Consider the following 17699-nt stretch of genomic DNA (forward strand, 5'->3'; position numbering starts at 1 on the left):
CGAGCCGGGCCAGATCGTCATCGTCGATGTCGACAACTGGGACGGCGAAGGCCCCGACGACCAGGCGGTGTTCACCTTCCGCGGCGAACCCAAGCCGTCCTTGGTCCCTGACACCCCGGTCGGGGTTTCGGCCACCTCCGAGGAGAAGCCGAACGAATCCCGCCCGGAGAACGAGTGACCAACAAGTTCACACGCTGAGGCGAACGGCCCCCGCTGAGCGCGGGGGCCGTTCTGCTGCGCGGGGACGGTGGTCTTCAGGGGCGGCGGCTGGGCGTGCGGGGCTGCGCTGCGAGAGCTTCGCGGGGGCTTGCTCCGGCGCCCGGGGGTGCCGCGGCGGAAGCCGCGTTCTCCGGAGACGGCTCCAGGGGCGACTGCCGCAGGTGTCCTGGTGGGAGGTCAGCTCTCGGCAGCGCGCTGCGCTCGGCGGAGCGGGCGGCCGGATCGGCTCGAAAGGGGAGCACCGGCTGGTCGAGCCGGGGCACTCCACCGCGCGGGCCGCGGCGCAAGTCTCCTCGAGCGGAGGAGGACGCCCGCCCGCGGGTCAGGTCGAGGGGACCGCTCACCGCGGCCGGAGCGGACGGTTGGTCACCAGCGGCGGATCTCCTGGGTGGGGGTTTCGTCCCACGACAGCTCGTCGCCCCAGGTGGACGAGCTGCCCACCTGCACCGCCTCCAGCTGGACGGTGGGGGCTTCGGCGAACTCCTCGTCCCGGCGAGCGCGGCGGATCCGGAGGCCGATGAACACCGCGACGGCCAGCACCACGACGACCAGCACCGCCCGCGACAGCAGTCCCGCGTACTCCTCGACCAGGTACCAGTTCTCGCCGAGGAGGTAACCGGCCACCACGAAGATCGTGTTCCACACCAGGCTGCCCAGCGTGGTGAACGTCACGAACGTGGTCAGCCGCATCCGCTCCACCCCGGCCGGCAGCGAGATGAAGCTGCGGAACAACGGGATCATGCGGCCGAAGAACACCGCTTTGGCGCCGTGCTTGGCGAACCACGCCTCGGTCTTGTCGATGTCGGAGATCTTGATCAGCGGTACCTTGGCGGCCACCGCTCGGGCCCGTTCCCGGCCCAGCACCGCACCCACCGCGTACAGCGCCAGAGCGCCGACCAGGGCCCCGAGCGTCGTCCACACGATCGCGCCGATCAAGCTCATCTCCCCCCGGCTGGCGGTGAACCCGGCCAGCGGCAGGATGGCTTCGCTGGGGATCGGGGGGAACAGGTTCTCCAGCGCGATGATCAGCCCCGCTCCTGGACCGCCGAGCGCCTCCATCACGTCGATCACCCAAGCGGTGAATCCGGTTGGTTCGGCGGCGGGGGAAGCCAGCGGCATTACCTGCATGCGGGACAGCTCCGGGGTGCTCGTCGTTCTCCGCTGGCCGCGAACTGCGGCAGCGGGAAAAGTGGCAGAAGTCCTTGCCCAACCATGATTCCAGTCAAAAGTCGCATTTCGGCCATCGGGCTGGTGATCTACGCCATGCCCGCGGCGCCGAGCGGGCTTTTCGAAGGCTGGCGCAACCGGCTGGTCGCGGGCTGCCAGCCTGGAAAGGGCCGACTGGTTGAGGAGTTCGGATGGACCAGACCCTGCCGGAAGTGTCTCAAACCGTTCCGCAGCAACGGCACAAGCCCGGTGGAGCTGCTGCTGCCGGACTGCTGGTGCTGGCAACGGCCGGATTCACCGGCTGGGTCGTGCTGTCGGTGGTCGGGTTCGACGCCAACCGCTACGCGGTCGCGCTGATCGCCCTGTTCCCGTACGCGCCCGTGGTCGGGGTGGTGCTGGCGCTGGCGGGGCTCCTGCTGCGCCGCTGGCCGGTCGTGCTGTGCGCGGTGCTGGCCACCGCGGTCTCCGGCGGCGCGCTGGCCCCGCGGGTGCTGGCGGACGGCCCGCCCCAGGGCGGTGGGGAGCCGCTGCGGGTGCTGTCGATCAACACCTACTACGGCAGCGCTTCGGCCGAGGAGATCGTGCGGCTGGTGGCCAGCAACCGGGTGGACGTGCTGAGCCTGCAGGAGCTCACCCCGGAGTTGGTCGCTGAGCTCGACCGCGCGGGGCTGGCGGCCGAACTGCCGCACCGGGTCTTCCAGGCCGGCCCGCACGCCACGGGCTCCGGGCTCGCGTCCCGCTACCCTCTGCAGGAGACGTCGCTGGTGGAGGGCACGGCGAACCGGCAGCCGTCAGCGCTGGTGGAGCTCCCGGGCGGCGCGACGGTGGAGGTGGTGGCGGTCCACGCGATGTACCCGATGGGGAAGAACACCACGCCCACCTGGCGCAGCGACATGGCCGCTCTGCCGGATCCGGTGGACGGGGCGGTGCCGCGACTGCTGGTGGGGGACTTCAACGCGACGCTGGACCACACCCCGCTGCGGGAGCTGGTCGACCGCGGCTACCGCGATGCCGCGGCTCGAACCGGCCGCGGTTGGCTCCCGACCTGGCCGGAGGAGGGCACCTTGCTGCCGCCTCCGGTGACCATCGACCACGTCTTGTGCGGCGGGGGGCTCCAGGCGCGGGACTTCCGGGTGCTCCCGGTACCCGGCGCCGACCACCGCGCCGTGTTCACCGAGGTGCTCGTCGGACGGTGAAGGGCACCGCAGGCCGCGGTGCCCTTCACTCGTTACTCGTTCACTTCCCCGGGTGCGACTCCTGCACGACCTCGAACTCCAGCAGGGAAGCACCGGTGGCCACCGGGTTCTTCTGCTCCCCGGCGTGGGCCTCCTTGGCCGGGCCGTTCGCCCAGTTCTGGAAGGCCTCTTCGGACTCCCACTTGGTGTAGACGAAGTACCGGTTGTCGCCCTTGACCGGACGCAGCAGTTCGAACCCGAGGAAACCGGGTGCGTTGTCCACCGCGCCGTGGCGGGCGGCGAACCGCTTCTCCAGCTCGGGACCGGCGCCTTCCGGCACCTCGATCGCATTGATTTTCACAACAGCCATGTAGTCAGCCTACGGGCAGTGGAGACCGCGGCGCACAGTGAATTCGGCCCCAGCCAGTTCCGGAATTCTTCACCCGGTCGTCATCGGGTGATCAGCACTTCCGCCTGGCCGGTGCGGGTGTCGGTGATCCCGGCCGCGGTGACCGCGGCCCGCACCGGTTCCACCGGGTACAGGGCCTGGAAACCCGCCTTGACCTGTTCCGCGGTGATGCCGCGGGCCAGCGGGCAGTGCGGGATCCAGGCGCCGGGGAAGTAGTAGGCGGAGGGGTTGGTCACCTTGCCCGCCAGCACGTCGTGCACCGCCGAGTGCACCGCCAGCAGTTCGGTGTCGACCACAGCTGCCAGCAGCAGGGACGGTTCGTCACCGGGGAACGTGCCCAGGGTGTGCAGCCACAGGTCCGGAATGGACAGCAGGGACAGCTCGGCGCGCAGGGCTTGGCGGGCGGCCGGTGGGATGCGGCCCGCCCGGGCCAGGGTGGTGTGCGGCCGCTGCTCCGGCACTTGCCCGGCCGGGCTCGGAACGCCCGCGTCCGCCAGCCGCTGCCACAGCCGGCGGATGGACCGCTCCGCCTCGTCGTCGAAGAACAGCTGCACCTCGTGCGCCATCAGTGCTCACCGGGCAGTGCGAAGCGGCCGTCGTCGGTCTGCTCCACCAGCCCGTCCACCAGCAGCGAGTCCAGGCAGCGGTCCCGCTGGCCGGCGTCGGACCACACCGCGTCCAACTGCTCCCGGGTGACCGGGCCGGGGGAGTTGCGCAGCACGTCCAGCAGTTTGCCCCGCACCTGCCGGTCGGTCCCGGCGAACTTCTGCACCTTCTTCGGCGGACCGGCGTAGGCCGGGCGGCCCGCCCGGTTCCAGGCGCAGTCCGCCAGCACCGGGCACTGCTGGCAGAGCGGGGACCGCGCGGTGCAGATGACCTGGCCGAGCTCCATCAGGGCGGCCGACATCGTGGCGGCCCTCGCGTCCTCTTCGGGGAGCAGCGCGGCCACGTCGGCCAGGTCCCGTTTGGTGGAGGGCGGTCCGGCGTCACCGGCGCCGTGCACGGCGCGGGCGACCACGCGCCGCACGTTCGTGTCCACCACCGGGGCGCGCTTGCCGTAGGCGAAGACGGCCACCGCGCGGGCGGTGTACTCGCCGACACCGGGCAGGGACAGCAGGGTTTCCACGTCGGAGGGCACGACGTCCCCGTGCTCGGTGGCGATCACCGTGGCCGTCTCGTGCAGCCGCACGGCGCGGCGCGGGTAGCCGAGCTTGCCCCACGCGCGCAGCACTTCGCCCTGGGTGGCGGCGGCCAGGTCGGAAGGCTTGGGCCAGCGGCGCATCCACTCCTCCCACACCGGCTGGACCCGTTTGACCGGGGTTTGCTGCAGCATCGTCTCGCTGACCAGCACGCCCCAGCCGGTGGTGCCGGGGGCGCGCCAGGGCAGCGGCCGGGCGTTCGCGGTGAACCAGTCGATCAGGTCGTCCGGGTCCAGTGGGGAGGCGCCGGTCTTCGGGACAGCGGTCATAGCACCTCCGATCCTGCCAGGCGGTGCCGGCGGAGGGTGCAGCTGGCTCGTCATCCCCGGCTCGGGCGCCCAGCGCGCCGGGATACGACTGATCGGGCGATCTCGAGATCGTCTTCCGGGAGCAGTGGTCGGGGTACTGTCGACAAGTGTTTGATCCGGTCGGTCCATTGGCACCGAGCGTGTACTGGCGCCGTCGGGCGGTGGCCGTGGGAGTCGCCGTCCTCGTGGTGGTTCTGCTGGTCTGGGGGATCTGGGCGGCCAGTCGGAAGCCGCAGGACAGCGCCGGACCACCACCTCCACCGCCTCCGTTGAGCGCGGTCGCCGCCGACCTCGAGCCCGCGCCCTGCCCGGATTCGGAGATCCGCGTGGCGGCCGAGCCGGCTCGTCCGGAGTTCCGCGCCGGGGAGCAGGTGGCGCTGAGCATCGTCATCACCAACACCGGGGATCGCAGCTGCGTCCGGGACACCAACCGCGTGTTGCGGGAACTGGTGATCACCACTCCGTCCGGGGAACACGTGTGGGGCAGCAACGACTGCTACTCGGAGACCACGAACGAGCGGCCGGTGTTGGAACCGGGCCAGTCGGTGCGCAACGACGTGCTGTGGTCGGGGTTCGGTTCGGTGCCCGGCTGCGCTGTTCCCGGGCCGCTGGTCGCGCCGGGTGAGTACCACGCGGTCGCGCGACTGGGCGAGGTGGTCAGCCCGCCCGCGCCGTTCCGGATCCTCCCCTGACCGGTGGCGTTCGCGTCTTGAGCCGGTGGGGTCGTACTAGGCTGGTGGTCGCAGGAGTCAGTTTCCGGGATCAGCCGATGCTCGACCTCAACCACCGACCGGGGCTGCGGATCGCCTGCCGCAGTTGCAACGGCACTGGACACCGGCACCGGACGAAGGGGTTCATGTCGCTCGGGACCGGTGAGGTGTCGACCGTGCTGGTGACCGCCAGGTGCAGCCGTTGTTGGGGTACCCCAGGATGGCAGCCAGGTTTCACCCCGCCCGTTTGAGGATCGTGAGATGAGTGAGCAGCAGCCGGACGTTCCGGCCGGCCCCAATTCGGTTTGCCCCGCTTGCGGCGGGTTCGGCAAGGTCAGCCACCCCCGGCTGTACATGATCCGAGCTACCGAGGACACCGACACCGGGATGACGGTAGCGCAGTGGTGGGATTGTCGCCGCTGTTCTGGGAACGGGCAGGTTCCTGGAACGATTCCCCCGGTTTGAAGGGGAAAACCGGTTCGGTCTGTCCTGTATGGAGTGAACCGACGAGGCGGTATATTCCATCCACTCCGGACTGTTGAACGGGGTTGACGACTCCCGCGCCGTCCGGCTCACTTGCCCTGCCGCAGGAACTTCAGCGCGGTCCGGATGTCCGGGACCTCGGTGGTGCGGATGCCGTCCGGCAGCGGACCGGAGTCCGGCGGCACCAGGGCCCGGTCGAACCCCAGCCGGGCGGCTTCGGCGAGTCGGCGGTTGAGCCCGGTGACCCGCCGGATCTCCCCGGCCAGTCCCACCTCGCCGACGGCGATGACGCCCGGCGGCAGGGGCTTGCCGAGGTTGGAAGAGGCCAGGGCGAGGGCGATGGCCAGGTCGGCGGCCGGTTCGGTGACCTTGGTGCCGCCCACGGTCGCGGCGTACACCTCCTGGTTGCTGAAGTGCACCTTGCCGTGCTTCTCCAGCACCGCCAGCATCATCGCGACCCGCGACGAGTCGAGCCCGCTGACCGAGCGGCGGGGCATGGCCATCGGCGATCGCATCGCCAGGGCCTGCACCTCGACCAGCAGTGGGCGCTTGCCCTCCACCATCACGGTCACGGCGGTGCCCTCCACCGTCTGCTCCTGGCGGTTGATGAACAGCCCGGACGGGTCCGGGACCTCCGCGATGCCGTCGTCGCGCTGCTCGAAGCAGCCGATCTCGTCGGCCGGGCCGAAGCGGTTCTTCACCCCGCGCAGCATCCGCAGGGAGGAGTGCCGGTCGCCTTCGAAGTGCAGCACCACGTCCACCAGGTGCTCCAGCACCCGGGGACCGGCGACGGCCCCGTCCTTGGTGACGTGTCCGACCAGGACGACCGGCAGCCCGCGTTCCTTGGCCAGCGTCACCAGCGCCGTCGTCACCGCGCGCACCTGGGTGACGCCACCGGGCGTGCCCTCCGCTTCGGCGGTCTGCACCGTCTGGACCGAGTCCACGATCAGCAGTCCGGGTTTGACCGCGTCCACGTGCCCGAGCACGGAACTGAGATCGCTTTCCGCGCCCAGGTACAGCTGCGGGTGCACCGAATCGGTGCGCTCGGCGCGCAACCGGACCTGTCCGGCGGATTCCTCGCCGGTGATGTAGAGCGAAGGGCCGGGGGAGTCGCCGGCCGCCCAGCGGTGGGCGACTTCCAGCAGCAGTGTTGACTTCCCCACTCCGGGCTCGCCGGCCAGCAGCACCACCGCGCCGGGAACGATTCCGCCGCCCAGCACTCGGTCCAGTTCGGAGATCCCGGTGGACACCGCTCGAGCGGTCTCCAGGTCCACCTCGGCGATCGGGCGGGCCGGGGTGGCCGGAGCACCAGCGGAGACCCGGGCCAGGGCGGGCTTGGGCGGGGCTGCCTCGTCGATGGTGCCCCAAGACCGGCATTTCGGGCACTGTCCGACCCACTTGGTGACTTCGTGACCGCACTCGCCGCAGCGGTACACCGGCCGGGGCGCTCGGCTGTTCTTCGAGGGCACGGCGCGAGGCTAACCGGCGCCGCGGACAGCGCGGAAAGCGGTGGGGCGGTACCGGCGGTGAGAAGTGCAACGGGGGCCGTCGCAACGACGGCCCCCGTTGTGAGGCTTCAGCGGCCCTGGGTGATCAGTGGCCCTGGGCGCTGCCCGGGTCCTCCGGGCCGCGCGGCTTGGTGTCCTCGGCGATCGGCACCTGCACCGTCACCTCGCCGGCCTTCTCGAACTTGAAGGTGACCGGAATGGTCACGCCCGGCGTGATGTCCTGGGTCAGCCCGTTGAGGGTGATCTGCACTTCGCGCTGGCCGAGCTGGTTCTCGCTCGACTGGGGCGCGGCGCTGGACTCGGCGGTGGGCTGCTGTTGCTGACCGGTGGGCTGGGCCTGCTGCGTCGGCGTGGCCGCGGCCTCCCCGTAGGCGTGCAGCGCGGTGCCGCTGGGCAGCGTGGTCTCGCCCTCGACGGTGGCCGACTGGGCGTACGGGCTGGAGACCTCGACGAGCCGGTCGTCCTCGCCCTCGTTGGCCAGCACGACCTGCAGGGGGGCGGACGAGCCCGTCGCGTAGAACTGCCCGGAAGTCGGGAAGCTCAGCTGAGCGTTGCGAACGGCGATTTCCTTGACGCTGCCCGACCCTCCGTTAACTGCGGCGACCTGCGTGTCGGTCTGGGTTACCTGGCCGGCACTGCAGCCAGCGAGGGCGACGGCAACGCCAAGCCCAAGGGCGGCCGAAACTAGCCGCAAGCGGGCGGCCTTGAGGTGCTGTGGGCGGCTCACGGTTGCAGCGTCCTTCCTGATTGCCGGACAACCGTAGAAAGCTTATCCCGGTCATTTGCGGGGGCGCCCGGAGGGGCGGGATTCGGTCTTGCGGTCGACATCAGACCAGGTGGTCAGGCGCCCCGAATGATTGTCCAAATTGGACTGAAAGACGCCTCCGCGTGTTCTCCTATTGCACGCGCAGGGGAGTTTTGTCAAGCCCTGTCCGCCTTCTGACCTGCGATTACAGATGGTGAGGTGGTCGAGCGGGGTTGCCTGCCGTGATAGACTGGCAGCAGCGAAAGGGGCAGAGGACACATGGTTTTCAAGGTCGGAGAGACCGTCGTCTACCCGCACCACGGTGCCGCGCTCATCGAAGCAATTGAGACCCGCGTGATCAAGGGCGAGGAGAAGCAGTACCTCGTCCTCAAAGTCGCGCAGGGCGATCTGACCGTGCGCGTTCCCGCCGACAACGCCGAGATCGTCGGTGTCCGGGACGTCGTCGGCCAGGAGGGTCTCGACCGGGTCTTCGATGTGCTGCGCGCTCCGCACACCGAGGAGCCGGCCAATTGGTCCCGGCGGTACAAGGCCAATCTGGAGAAGCTCGCCTCCGGCGACGTCAACAAAGTGGCCGAAGTGGTGCGCGACCTCTGGCGGCGTGAGAAGGATCGTGGCCTGTCCGCAGGCGAGAAGCGCATGCTGGCGAAAGCACGTCAGATCTTGGTGAGCGAGCTGGCGCTCGCCGAGGGGACTGACGAGGGCAAGGCGGAAAGCCTGCTGGACGAAGTCCTCGCCACGGCAGTCTGAGCGTCGGAGAAAACCAGAGCGTGAGCGTTGTCGCGCTGGTCCCCGCGGCTGGGCGCGGGGTGCGCCTGGGGGCTGGAGTGCCCAAGGCGCTGGTCCAGGTACGGGGCGAATCGTTGCTGCTGCGCGCGGTGCGCGGTTTGCTGGGGTCTGGCTGCGTGCAGCAGGTGGTCGTCGCAGCCCCGCCCGATCAGGTCGATGTCGTGGCCGGTGAACTGGCTTCGCAGTCGGGGGCGCACGTGGTCCCCGGTGGCGCGGAGCGGACCGACTCGGTGCGGCTGGCGCTCGCCGAAGTCGACCGGATCGCACCGGACGCCCGGATCGTGCTGGTGCACGACGCGGCTCGTGCCTTCACCCCGCCTTCGGTGATCCGGGACGTGGTGCGCGCGGTGGCCGAAGGCGCGCCCGCGGTGGTGCCAGTCCTGCCGGTGGCCGACACCGTCAAGCAGGTCGACGCCGCCGACGCGGTGGTCGCGACGGTGGACCGCTCGCAGCTGCGGGCGGTGCAGACCCCGCAGGGCTTCGCGGTGGACGTGCTGCGGGAGGCGTACGCCTCCGCCGGGGATTCCGCCACGGACGACGCCGGACTGGTCGAGCGGATCGGCGGCAAGGTGCAGACCGTTCCCGGGCACCCGCACGCGTTGAAGATCACCACGGCTTTCGACCTGGCCATCGCCGAAGCGGTGCTGGCCGGAGCAGGAGAAGGCGAGTGACCGCGATCCTTCCCCGCGTGGGCCAGGGGGTGGACGTCCACCCGGTGGAGGCCGGCCGCCCTTGCTGGATGGCCGGGCTGCTGTGGCCGGAGGCCGATGGCTGCGCCGGTCATTCCGACGGTGACGTTGCCTCCCACGCGCTGTGCGACGCGGTGCTGTCCGCGGCGGGCCTGGGGGATCTCGGCGGTGTCTTCGGCACCGGCGATCCGCGCTGGGCGGGGGCGCGCGGGGTGGAGTTCCTCGGCGAGGTGCGGCGCCGGGTCGTCGAGGCCGGCTACCGCATCGGCAACGCCACCGTCCAGGTCATCGGCAACGCGCCGCGGATCGGCAAGCGCCGGGAGGAAGCGCAGCAGGTGCTCTCCGAAGCGCTGGGCGCTCCGGTGTCGGTGTCCGGCACCACCACCGACGGCCTCGGGCTGACCGGGCGCGGGGAAGGCGTCGCGGCGATCGCGACCGCTCTGGTCTTCCCGGTCGACCAAGCGCCGCCGCCCAACGGGTGACGGCGTAATTCGTTCGGCGGGTTCTCGTACGCCGGCCAGGCAAATTCAGGGAAAACTCCGGGTTCTCCTCCTGGTCCGGGGCGGCCGTGCCCGGTCACCCTGGAGTCATGGGGATCGAGCGGAACCGGTGGGTCCGGTGGTTGCTCATCGCGCAGCTGGCCGTGCTGTGGCCGGTGTCACTGCTGCTGTGGGCGGCCGGCGGCGGGCTGCGGCTCGCGTTCGCCGTGGTGCTGCTGTGGCTGGGGGCCATCGCGTGCATCACGGGGATCGTGCTGCCGTGGCGCAGCAGCTCGCACACCCCGGATCGGCTGAACGGGTCAAGCGAGGCGTGAGGTTCGCCGCATGTCGGTGTGCGCCCGATGCCGCACACCTACGTTGAGCTCGTGACCACACGAGCGGTGCTGTTCGACTTCTCGGGGACCCTGTTCCGGCTGGAAGAGGACGAGTCGTGGCTGGACGACCTCGTCGGCGAGGGCGGTGTCCCGTTCGACGTCGCCGGCAAGGCCGAGATCATGCGCCGGATGACCGCGCCGAGCGGCATGATCTCCCAGCTGGGGGACGAGTACCGCGACGCCTGGGAGAACCGGGACCTGGATCCGGCGCAGCACCGCAAGGCCTACCTGGGGGTGCTGCTCGCCTCGGGGGTTCCCGAGGAGCACGCGCGAGCGCTGTACGCCCGGCTGATCGACCCGGACTGCTGGACTCCGTACCCCGATGCCGGTGAGGTGCTGCGGGGGCTGCGCACCGCCGGGATCAAGGTGGGCGTCATCAGCAACATCGCTTTCGACATCCGGCCGGCGTTCGACAAGTTCGGCTTCACCGAGCACGTGGACGAGTTCCTGCTCTCCTACGAGGAGGGCGTGATCAAGCCCGACCAGAAGATCTTCCTGCGGGCCTGCGAACGGCTGGACGTGCAGCCGGAGGAGGCGCTGATGATCGGGGACAGCGCCGAAGCGGACGGCGGTGCGACCGCGGTCGGCTGCCGGTTCGTGCGGGTCGATCCGGTGCCCACCGCCCAGCGGCCGGACGCGCTGCGCGCCGCGGTCGCTGACCTGCTGGGCTGAAGTCGACACCGGCCACCTGTTGTGCTTCCGCACCAGGCCGGCCCCGTACCATCGGAGTCGTGAACCTGCGCCTGCATGACACCGCGACCCGTACGACGCGTGAGTTCGAGCCGCGCCGCGAGGGAATGGCGACGATCTACCTGTGCGGCGCCACCGTGCAGGGAGTGCCGCACGTCGGCCACGTCCGCAGCGGCTTGAACTTCGACGTGTTGCGGCGCTGGTTGCAGTACAAGGGCTTCGAGGTTCGCCTGATCCGCAACGTCACCGACATCGACGACAAGATCCTGGCCAAGGCGGCGGAGGCCGGGCGCCCTTGGTGGGAGTGGGCGGCCACGCACGAGCGCGCCTTCGAGTGGGCCTACGACCAGCTCGGCTGCTTGCCGCCGTCGGCGCTGCCGCGGGCGACCGGCCACATCCCGCAGATGATCGAGCTGATCCAGCGGTTGATCGACAAGGGCCACGCCTACGCGGCGGACGGTGACGTCTACTTCTCGGTGGAGTCGTTCGCCGACCAGTACGGCAAGCTCTCCGGCCAGCGGCTGGAAGAGGTGCAGCAGGGCGAGAGCTTGGGCGGTGGCAAGCGGGATCCGCGGGACTTCACCCTGTGGAAGGGGGCGAAGCCGGGAGAGCCGAGCTGGGCCACCCCGTGGGGCAACGGCCGACCGGGCTGGCACCTGGAGTGCTCGGCGATGGCCACCTACTACCTGGGTGGCGAGTTCGACATCCACGGTGGTGGGCTGGACCTGGTCTTCCCGCACCACGAGAACGAGTTGGCGCAGTCCAACGCCGCCGGTGACGGGTTCGCCCGGTACTGGCTGCACAACGCCTGGGTGACGATGAGCGGCGAGAAGATGTCGAAGTCGCTCGGCAACACGCTGTCGATCCCGGAGGTGCTCAAGCGGGCCCGGGCGGCTGAGCTGCGCTACTACCTGGTGACCCCGCACTACCGCTCCATGATCGAGTTCTCCGACGGCGGTCTGACGGAGGCGGCGGCCACCTACCAGCGGATCGAGTCCTTCCTGCGGCGGGTGGTTCAGCGCACCGGCAGCGTGGCTCCGGGCGAGGTGACCGCCGAGTTCGCCGCGGCGATGGACGACGACCTGGCCACCCCGCAGGCGGTGGCCGCGGTGCACAACGCCGTGCGGGAGGGCAACGCCGCGCTGGACAGCGGGGCGGACGAGACCGCTCGGGAGACCGCCGCCGCGGTGCGCAGCATGATGGACGTGCTCGGGTTGGACCCGCTGTCCGAGCAGTGGGCGGACGACTCCGGTGCGGAGGCCGCGGCGTCCCGGGCGCTGCGCGCGCTCGTGGAGGACCTGCTGGAGCAGCGGCAGCAGGCGCGGAAGGCGAAGGACTTCGCGACCGCGGACCAGCTGCGGGAGCGGTTGCAGAACTGCGGTATTGCCGTCGAGGACACCCCTGACGGTCCGACTTGGACGTTGAAAGACAGGTAAACGTTGGCGGGCAACGACAAGCGCCGCGGCGCGATGCGCAAATCGGGGGCCAAGAAGGGCATGGTCGTCGGTTCCGGCGGCCAGCGGCGGAAAGGGCTGCGCGGCAAGGGACCGACGCCCAAGGCGGAGAACCGGATCAACCACCCCGCTTGGCGCCGGGAGCAGGCCAAGGCCAAGGCGGAGCGGGAACGGGCTCGGCGCAAGGCCCAGCAGGAGAACGCTCCGGAGCTGGTGGCCGGTCGCAATCCGGTGGTCGAGTGCTTGCGGGCCGGGGTGCCCGCGTCCGGGTTGTTCGTGGCGCAGGGCGTCGACATCGACGACCGGGTCACCGAAGCGGTGCAGCGGTCGAACGACCACGGCATCTCGGTGCTCGAGGTGCCCCGGGTGGAACTGGACCGGATGACCGGTGGTGCCGTGCACCAGGGGCTGGCGCTGCAAGTCCCGCCGTACGACTACGCGCACCCGGACGACGTGCTGCAGGCTGCGCAGGACACCGGGCTGCCCCCGCTGCTGGTGGCGTTGGACGGGGTGACCGATCCGCGCAACCTCGGGGCGGTGATCAGGTCGGCGGCGGCGTTCGGTGCGCACGGCGTGGTGGTGCCGCAGCGCCGCAGCGCGGGGCTCACCGCGGTCGCGTGGCGCACCAGCGCGGGCACCGCGGCCAAGATCCCGGTGGCCCGTGCCGTGAACTTGACCCGCACGCTGCGGGAGTACCAGAAGGCCGGCTTGATGGTGGTCGGGCTGGACGCGGACGCGGACGTCACCTCCGACGAGTTGGAGTTGGCGACCGAGCCGCTGGTGGTGGTGGTCGGATCGGAGGGGCGCGGTCTGTCCAGGCTGGTCCGGGAGACCTGCGACCAGACGGTTTCCATCCCGATGCAGGCCGGGGTGGAGTCGTTGAACGCTTCGGTCGCGGCGGGCGTGGTGCTCGCCGAGGTGGCCCGGCGCCGCCGCGTCAAGTGATGCGCGGCTGCCGCCGGGCGGCCGACGACCCGGGCGGGGTCAGGTGTCGAACTGGCTGATCACCGTGTCCACTGTGAGCGCGGAAGCGACCACCATGCTCAGCAGCGGGTCCGCCAGCTGGCGGTGGATCTGCAGCACGTAGTTGTCCGCGGTTGTGAAGGCCGCTTTCGCCAGGCCTTGCCAGGTCTTGGTGATGCGGGCGATCTCGTTCTCGGTGTGGTCGACGATCTTCAGGTCCCAGGCCCGCAGGTTTTCGGCGAGGATGCCGCCGATCTTCTGCCCGTTGACGAGGAAACCGAACCGGGGCTTGCCCCACCAGGGGTTTTCCAGGGCGATCGAGCCGATCTGGAAGCCGTCGGGCCGCTGCACGTGGACCGATTGCTTCGCCAGTGCTGCGGGCCGGTGCAACAGCAGTACCGGGCGGCCGGTGTTGTCCCGGATCTCCAGCTTCACCGTCATCATCGAGTCGAGTTCGGTGAAGAACCGGAGCGCTTTTTGCGCCGCGCTCTGCCCGACCTGGGCCACTGAGCCGAGTTGGCGACCGTGCTGGTCGTAGACGGCGTACTCGTTGGCGACCTCGATCAGCTTGGCCTTCTGGTTGATCACCAGGATCGGCTCGGTGAACAGGGTTCCGCCGCCGCCCGCGACCTGCCCGGCACCGGCGTACTGCTGCACCTGCTTCTGGATGGAAGCGGGGGTGCCGGTGTTGCCGAAGGCGAACTCGACCGGTGCGGCGTCGCTTTGCGCGGGGGCTTGGGCCGGAGCTTGCTGCGGTGCCACCGGATGCACGTGTTGGGTCCACTGTCGACCGTCCCACCAGCGGTAGAAGCGCGGGTCGGCCTGATCGGGATACCAGCCGGGCGGAGGCGGTGGTGCGGTCATGGCCCCAGATTAGGTGATCGAGGTGGCGGCGCGGGCCGTTTTCGGAGTAGCCGGTTCCCGAAAAATCGTGAGTTCCTTTCGGTTAAAGTCCTTTGCGGTCCGGCCGGGGAACCGGTCGGAATGCCTGCGGGCAAACCGAGAACTCGACGTGACTCGGAGGCGCGACCTCCCGACCGGGGCTTTCCATGTCATTCGCAAGTCCGCTGTTCCTCTGGTACTTCCTGCCGGTCGTGCTGGCAGCGGTGCTGATCGCTCCGCGCAGCGGACGCAACGCCGTCATCGCGGTCGCCAGCCTGGTCTTCTACGCCAGCGGTGCCGGTGGCACGACGCTGCTGCTGCTGGTGTGCATCGTGGTCAACTACCTGGCCGGGCTGCGGCTGGAGCCGAGACCCGATCGGGACGCGCGCAACCGCAAGCTGCTGCTCGCCGCCACGGTCGCGGTCAACCTGACCATCCTGTTCATCTGGAAGTACGCGGGTTTCGCCACCGCCCAGATCGCGGTGCTGGCCAGCTGGTTCGGCATCGACGACTACCCGGTGCTGGAACTGGTGCTGCCGATCGGCATCTCGTTCTACACCTTCCACCACATCTCCTACGTGGTGGACATCTACCGGGGAGAGCGGCCGGCGCTGCGGAACCCGGTCTCCTTCGTCACCTACATCGCGATGTTCCCGCAGCTGGTGGCCGGGCCGATCGTGCGGTACCGGGAGATCGCCCACCAGTTGCCGCAGCTGCGCACGCACCGGCTGGACGACATCGCCGCCGGACTGCCGCGGTTCGCCTGGGGGCTCACCAAGAAGGTGGTCGTCGCCGACACGATCGCACCGGTGGTCGACGCGTGCTTCGCCACGCCCGAGGAGGACATGACGTCCGCCATCGCCTGGCTGGGGGCGATCGGGTACGCGATGCAGCTCTACTTCGACTTCTCCGGGTACTCGGACATGGCCATCGGCTTGGGGCGGATGCTGGGTTTCCGGTTGCCGGAGAACTTCGCCCGACCGTACTCGTCGGTGACCGTGACCGAGTTCTGGCGGCGCTGGCACATGTCGTTGTCCCGCTGGTTCCGGGACTACGTCTACATCCCGCTCGGCGGGAACCGGCGCGGTACCGCCCGCACCTACCGGAACTTGGGGATCATCTTCGCGCTCACCGGTTTCTGGCACGGTGCGGCGTGGACGTACCTGGTGTGGGGCCTCTACCACGGCGCGCTGCTGATCGTCGAGCGGGCGACCGGGTGGGACCGGGCTCCTGCCGGGCGGTGGCCGCAGCTGGCCCGGCGGGCGCTCACCTTGCTGCTGGTGACGCTGGGCTGGGTGTTCTTCCGGGCGCCGGACTTGGGTGTCGCGTTGAACATGCTGGGCCACATGCTGGTGCCGGATTTCGCCGGGTTGACCGAAATCGTCGCCGCGTCGATGACCAATCAGCGGATGGCGTTCCTGCTGTTGTCGTTGCTGGTGGTGCTGCTTCCGGCGGGATCGGGCACCGGGGCGGTGCTGGAGACCGACCGCACCGTCCCGGCCAAGGTGCTGCGGGTGGCGGTGTTGACGGTGGGGCTGTTGTACGCGGGATTGCTGGTGGCGACCGGTTCCTTCAGCCCGTTCCTGTACTACCAGTTCTGATCGGACTGCGCGGCCGCTGAGCTGGGGGAACGCTCCCCGTGCGCGGAAAGTCGACGGCTGCTCCGCGTTCCGCAGTGGAGTCCACTGTGGCTGTCCTGGCGGTCTGCTGGAGGGCCCCGGACGTCACCGCTGCTCGGGTTCGCGCCGGGCGCCCGACCGGAGGTCCAGCCGGTGCGGTCGAACGGGCGCAGCGCCGAGCACGAGCACCGCCCGGGAACCGGTCGCAGCAGGAGGCACCGGGTTTCGACCGGGGTGTTCCGGGTAACCGCAGGAGGTCCCTGGTGTTGGTGCGGTGTGCCCGCGGCTGGGCGAGCAGCGTGTGATGATGGAGCGGGAAGGGCGAACCTCGATCAGCGGTGTGGCGTGGGAAACCCTGTGGGAACAGGCCTCCGGGCCGATGGTGCTGCTCGACCTGCAGGGGCGCGTCGAGCAGGCCAACCCCGCCCTGTGCCGGATGCTCGGCTACGCGGAGGAGGAGCTGATCGGGCTCGCGTCCGGGGACGTGACCTATCCGGAGGACCCGGTGATCGACCGGGAGGTCATCGAGCAGAAGGTGCGGGACGGCACCAGGAGCTTCGCCCAGGAGAAACGACTGGTGCGCTCCGACGGCAGCGTCGTCTGGGCGCTCATCGACCACACGATCATCAACCGCCCCGACGGAACGCCCCAGCTGATCATCGCCCAGTTGAGCGACATCACCGCTCGGGTGGAGGCCGAGGACCTCTGGCGCCAGACGCTGATCAACGCGCCGATCGGAATGGCGCTGCTGGACTTGCACACCCACCTCATCGAGGTCAACGACAGGTTCTGCGAACTGATCGGCTACCGGCGCGAAGAACTGGTGGGCTCGCGCGGCTTGGAGCTGGTCTACACCGGCTACCAGAAACCGGTGGAAGACCTGTTCGCCGGTTTCCGCGCCGGGCGCACCCGGACGAGCAGCACCGAGATCTGCGTGCGGCACCGCGACGGCCAACCGTTCTGGATCAAGGCGCGCTTCAGCGCGCTGCTGGGGGCGGACGACCAGCCGATCCACGTGGTCGGCCAGTACGAGCCGCTCGGGGTGGACTCGCGGGTCAGCGAAGAACGCCTGGTCGAGCTGACCCGCATGGCGTTGCACGACCCGCTGACCGGGTTGGCCAACCGCGCGCTGCTGCTCGACCGGTTCCAGCAGGAACTCGCCGGGCTCTCCGACCGGCCGGGCGCGCTCGCGGTGCTGCTGATCGACCTCGACGGGCTCAAGACCATCAACGACCGCCACGGGCACGAGGCAGGGGACAGGTTCCTGCAGGCCGCGGCGCGGGAATTGCAGGACAGCGTGCGCAGCGCGGACACCGTGGCCCGAGTCGGCGGGGACGAGTTCGTCGTGCTCGCCAACGTCACCGACGAGTTCCAGGCCGAGGGCCTGCGCTCCCGGATCGACCAGCGGTTGAACGCGGACAGCCGTGCTATGGGCAAGAACATCAGACTGGGCGCCAGCGTGGGCATGACCGTCGCCAGCGACTCGACGGCCTCCACCCAGGAATTGCTGGCCCGAGCGGACCGCGACATGTACGCCCGCAAGGGCTCCGGCGCCCGGTAGCCGAGGAGCACCGGTTCCTTGACGCCGCTGTGACCATGAGCCGGTGACCCATCTCAACGTCGAGTTCAAAGCGCGCTGCTCCCGACCCGGCGAAGTGGTGCAGCGGCTGCTGGACCTGGGCGCCCGGTCCCAGGGCGTCGACGTGCAGACCGACGTGTACTACCGGGTGCCCGAGGGGCGGTTGAAGCTCCGGCGCGGCACGATCGCTCCCCCGGGCTGGCCGGACATTTCCTCGGA

The 17699-nt window shown here is 70.0% G+C and carries 18 protein-coding genes and 1 pseudogene; 12 read left to right on the forward strand and 7 right to left on the reverse strand.

Annotated features, from left to right (window positions below):
* Positions 1-585: 585 nt before the first annotated feature.
* Positions 586-1347 (reverse strand): DedA family protein, encoded by a 762-nt coding sequence (locus SREC43747_RS0116635; RefSeq protein WP_081722652.1) that lies wholly within the window; start codon positions 1345-1347, stop codon positions 586-588.
* A gap of 230 nt (positions 1348-1577) precedes the next feature.
* On the opposite strand from SREC43747_RS0116635, the gene SREC43747_RS0116640 reads away from it, so the two are divergent.
* The gene (locus SREC43747_RS0116640; protein WP_029722454.1) at positions 1578-2582 is read left to right on the forward strand and encodes an endonuclease/exonuclease/phosphatase family protein; all 1005 of its coding nucleotides are present in this window, start codon (positions 1578-1580) and stop codon (positions 2580-2582) included.
* Between the two features lie 40 nt (positions 2583-2622).
* Here SREC43747_RS0116640 and mhuD read toward each other — a convergent pair whose 3' ends face one another.
* The 3 genes from mhuD to SREC43747_RS0116655 all read right to left on the reverse strand — a co-directional run bounded on the left by mhuD (position 2623) and on the right by SREC43747_RS0116655 (position 4438).
* Positions 2623-2931 (reverse strand): mycobilin-forming heme oxygenase MhuD, encoded by a 309-nt coding sequence (mhuD, locus tag SREC43747_RS0116645; RefSeq protein ID WP_029722455.1) that lies wholly within the window; start codon positions 2929-2931, stop codon positions 2623-2625.
* A gap of 80 nt (positions 2932-3011) precedes the next feature.
* Positions 3012-3536 (reverse strand): 2'-5' RNA ligase family protein, encoded by a 525-nt coding sequence (locus tag SREC43747_RS0116650; protein ID WP_029722456.1) that lies wholly within the window; start codon positions 3534-3536, stop codon positions 3012-3014.
* On the reverse strand, positions 3536-4438 hold the full coding sequence (locus tag SREC43747_RS0116655; RefSeq protein WP_029722458.1) for an iron-sulfur binding domain-containing protein: 903 nt from the start codon (positions 4436-4438) through the stop codon (positions 3536-3538). Before SREC43747_RS0116655 ends, SREC43747_RS0116650 begins: the two co-directional genes overlap by 1 nt.
* Before the next feature lie 167 nt (positions 4439-4605).
* Between SREC43747_RS0116655 and SREC43747_RS0116660 the strand changes: the two genes are divergently transcribed.
* Positions 4606-5169, forward strand: coding sequence for a hypothetical protein (locus SREC43747_RS0116660; protein ID WP_236623239.1), 564 nt, complete (start codon positions 4606-4608; stop codon positions 5167-5169).
* A 590-nt stretch (positions 5170-5759) separates the two neighbouring features.
* On the opposite strand, the gene radA is transcribed toward SREC43747_RS0116660, so the two are convergent.
* Both radA and SREC43747_RS0116670 read right to left on the reverse strand, forming a co-directional pair.
* Positions 5760-7139 (reverse strand): DNA repair protein RadA, encoded by a 1380-nt coding sequence (gene radA, locus SREC43747_RS0116665; protein ID WP_029722461.1) that lies wholly within the window; start codon positions 7137-7139, stop codon positions 5760-5762.
* Positions 7140-7263: 124 nt separating this feature from the next.
* Positions 7264-7905 (reverse strand): copper chaperone PCu(A)C domain-containing protein, encoded by a 642-nt coding sequence (locus tag SREC43747_RS0116670; RefSeq protein ID WP_029722462.1) that lies wholly within the window; start codon positions 7903-7905, stop codon positions 7264-7266.
* Between the two features lie 297 nt (positions 7906-8202).
* Here SREC43747_RS0116670 and SREC43747_RS0116675 point away from each other — a divergent pair, with 297 nt between their 5' ends.
* From SREC43747_RS0116675 to rlmB, 7 genes are all read left to right on the forward strand, one after another.
* Positions 8203-8691, forward strand: coding sequence for a CarD family transcriptional regulator (locus SREC43747_RS0116675; RefSeq protein ID WP_029722464.1), 489 nt, complete (start codon positions 8203-8205; stop codon positions 8689-8691).
* Positions 8692-8711: 20 nt separating this feature from the next.
* On the forward strand, positions 8712-9401 hold the full coding sequence (ispD, locus tag SREC43747_RS0116680) for a 2-C-methyl-D-erythritol 4-phosphate cytidylyltransferase (protein WP_029722465.1): 690 nt from the start codon (positions 8712-8714) through the stop codon (positions 9399-9401).
* 5 nt (positions 9402-9406) lie between these two features.
* Positions 9407-9901: a 2-C-methyl-D-erythritol 2,4-cyclodiphosphate synthase gene (gene ispF / locus SREC43747_RS0116685; RefSeq protein ID WP_029722467.1), complete on the forward strand. Its 495-nt coding sequence runs from the start codon at positions 9407-9409 to the stop codon at positions 9899-9901.
* A gap of 107 nt (positions 9902-10008) precedes the next feature.
* Positions 10009-10233 carry a hypothetical protein gene (locus SREC43747_RS0116690; RefSeq protein ID WP_051388105.1) on the forward strand — a complete coding sequence of 75 codons (225 nt, stop codon included), beginning with the start codon at positions 10009-10011 and terminating at the stop codon, positions 10231-10233.
* Between the two features lie 51 nt (positions 10234-10284).
* Positions 10285-10965: an HAD family hydrolase gene (locus SREC43747_RS0116695; RefSeq protein WP_029722470.1), complete on the forward strand. Its 681-nt coding sequence runs from the start codon at positions 10285-10287 to the stop codon at positions 10963-10965.
* A 59-nt stretch (positions 10966-11024) separates the two neighbouring features.
* The gene (cysS, locus tag SREC43747_RS0116700) at positions 11025-12419 is read left to right on the forward strand and encodes a cysteine--tRNA ligase (RefSeq protein ID WP_029722471.1); all 1395 of its coding nucleotides are present in this window, start codon (positions 11025-11027) and stop codon (positions 12417-12419) included.
* Between the two features lie 3 nt (positions 12420-12422).
* Positions 12423-13382 (forward strand): 23S rRNA (guanosine(2251)-2'-O)-methyltransferase RlmB, encoded by a 960-nt coding sequence (rlmB, locus tag SREC43747_RS0116705; protein WP_029722473.1) that lies wholly within the window; start codon positions 12423-12425, stop codon positions 13380-13382.
* A 39-nt stretch (positions 13383-13421) separates the two neighbouring features.
* Here the strand turns inward: rlmB and SREC43747_RS0116710 are convergent, their stop codons facing one another.
* Positions 13422-14264, reverse strand: coding sequence for a phospholipid scramblase-related protein (locus tag SREC43747_RS0116710; protein ID WP_029722474.1), 843 nt, complete (start codon positions 14262-14264; stop codon positions 13422-13424).
* 185 nt (positions 14265-14449) lie between these two features.
* On the opposite strand from SREC43747_RS0116710, the gene SREC43747_RS0116715 reads away from it, so the two are divergent.
* The 3 genes and pseudogenes from SREC43747_RS0116715 to SREC43747_RS0116725 all read left to right on the forward strand — a co-directional run.
* Positions 14450-15883 (forward strand): MBOAT family O-acyltransferase, encoded by a 1434-nt coding sequence (locus tag SREC43747_RS0116715; RefSeq protein ID WP_029722475.1) that lies wholly within the window; start codon positions 14450-14452, stop codon positions 15881-15883.
* Positions 15884-16205: 322 nt separating this feature from the next.
* Positions 16206-17462 (forward strand): sensor domain-containing diguanylate cyclase, encoded by a 1257-nt coding sequence (locus SREC43747_RS0116720; protein ID WP_236623240.1) that lies wholly within the window; start codon positions 16206-16208, stop codon positions 17460-17462.
* Positions 17463-17505: 43 nt separating this feature from the next.
* Positions 17506-17699, forward strand: a pseudogene (locus tag SREC43747_RS0116725) (hypothetical protein); the annotation flags it as partial.

Origin of the sequence: Saccharopolyspora rectivirgula DSM 43747 (genome assembly GCF_000497205.1) — a bacterium.
Lineage (GTDB): Bacteria > Actinomycetota > Actinomycetes > Mycobacteriales > Pseudonocardiaceae > Saccharopolyspora > Saccharopolyspora rectivirgula.

Excerpts from the sequence above, each read along its gene's own strand:
- mhuD (WP_029722455.1), bottom strand. The coding sequence starts at position 2,931 with ATGGCTGTTGTGAAAATCAATGCGATCGAGGTGCCGGAAGGCGCCGGT.
- SREC43747_RS0116650 (WP_029722456.1), bottom strand. The coding sequence starts at position 3,536 with ATGGCGCACGAGGTGCAGCTGTTCTTCGACGACGAGGCGGAGCGGTCC.
- SREC43747_RS0116690 (WP_051388105.1), top strand. The coding sequence starts at position 10,009 with ATGGGGATCGAGCGGAACCGGTGGGTCCGGTGGTTGCTCATCGCGCAG.
- SREC43747_RS0116720 (WP_236623240.1), top strand. The coding sequence starts at position 16,206 with ATGATGGAGCGGGAAGGGCGAACCTCGATCAGCGGTGTGGCGTGGGAA.
- SREC43747_RS0116715 (WP_029722475.1), top strand. The coding sequence starts at position 14,450 with ATGTCATTCGCAAGTCCGCTGTTCCTCTGGTACTTCCTGCCGGTCGTG.
- SREC43747_RS0116675 (WP_029722464.1), top strand. The coding sequence starts at position 8,203 with ATGGTTTTCAAGGTCGGAGAGACCGTCGTCTACCCGCACCACGGTGCC.
- SREC43747_RS0116640 (WP_029722454.1), top strand. The coding sequence starts at position 1,578 with ATGGACCAGACCCTGCCGGAAGTGTCTCAAACCGTTCCGCAGCAACGG.
- SREC43747_RS0116655 (WP_029722458.1), bottom strand. The coding sequence starts at position 4,438 with ATGACCGCTGTCCCGAAGACCGGCGCCTCCCCACTGGACCCGGACGAC.
- SREC43747_RS0116635 (WP_081722652.1), bottom strand. The coding sequence starts at position 1,347 with ATGCAGGTAATGCCGCTGGCTTCCCCCGCCGCCGAACCAACCGGATTC.
- SREC43747_RS0116710 (WP_029722474.1), bottom strand. The coding sequence starts at position 14,264 with ATGACCGCACCACCGCCTCCGCCCGGCTGGTATCCCGATCAGGCCGAC.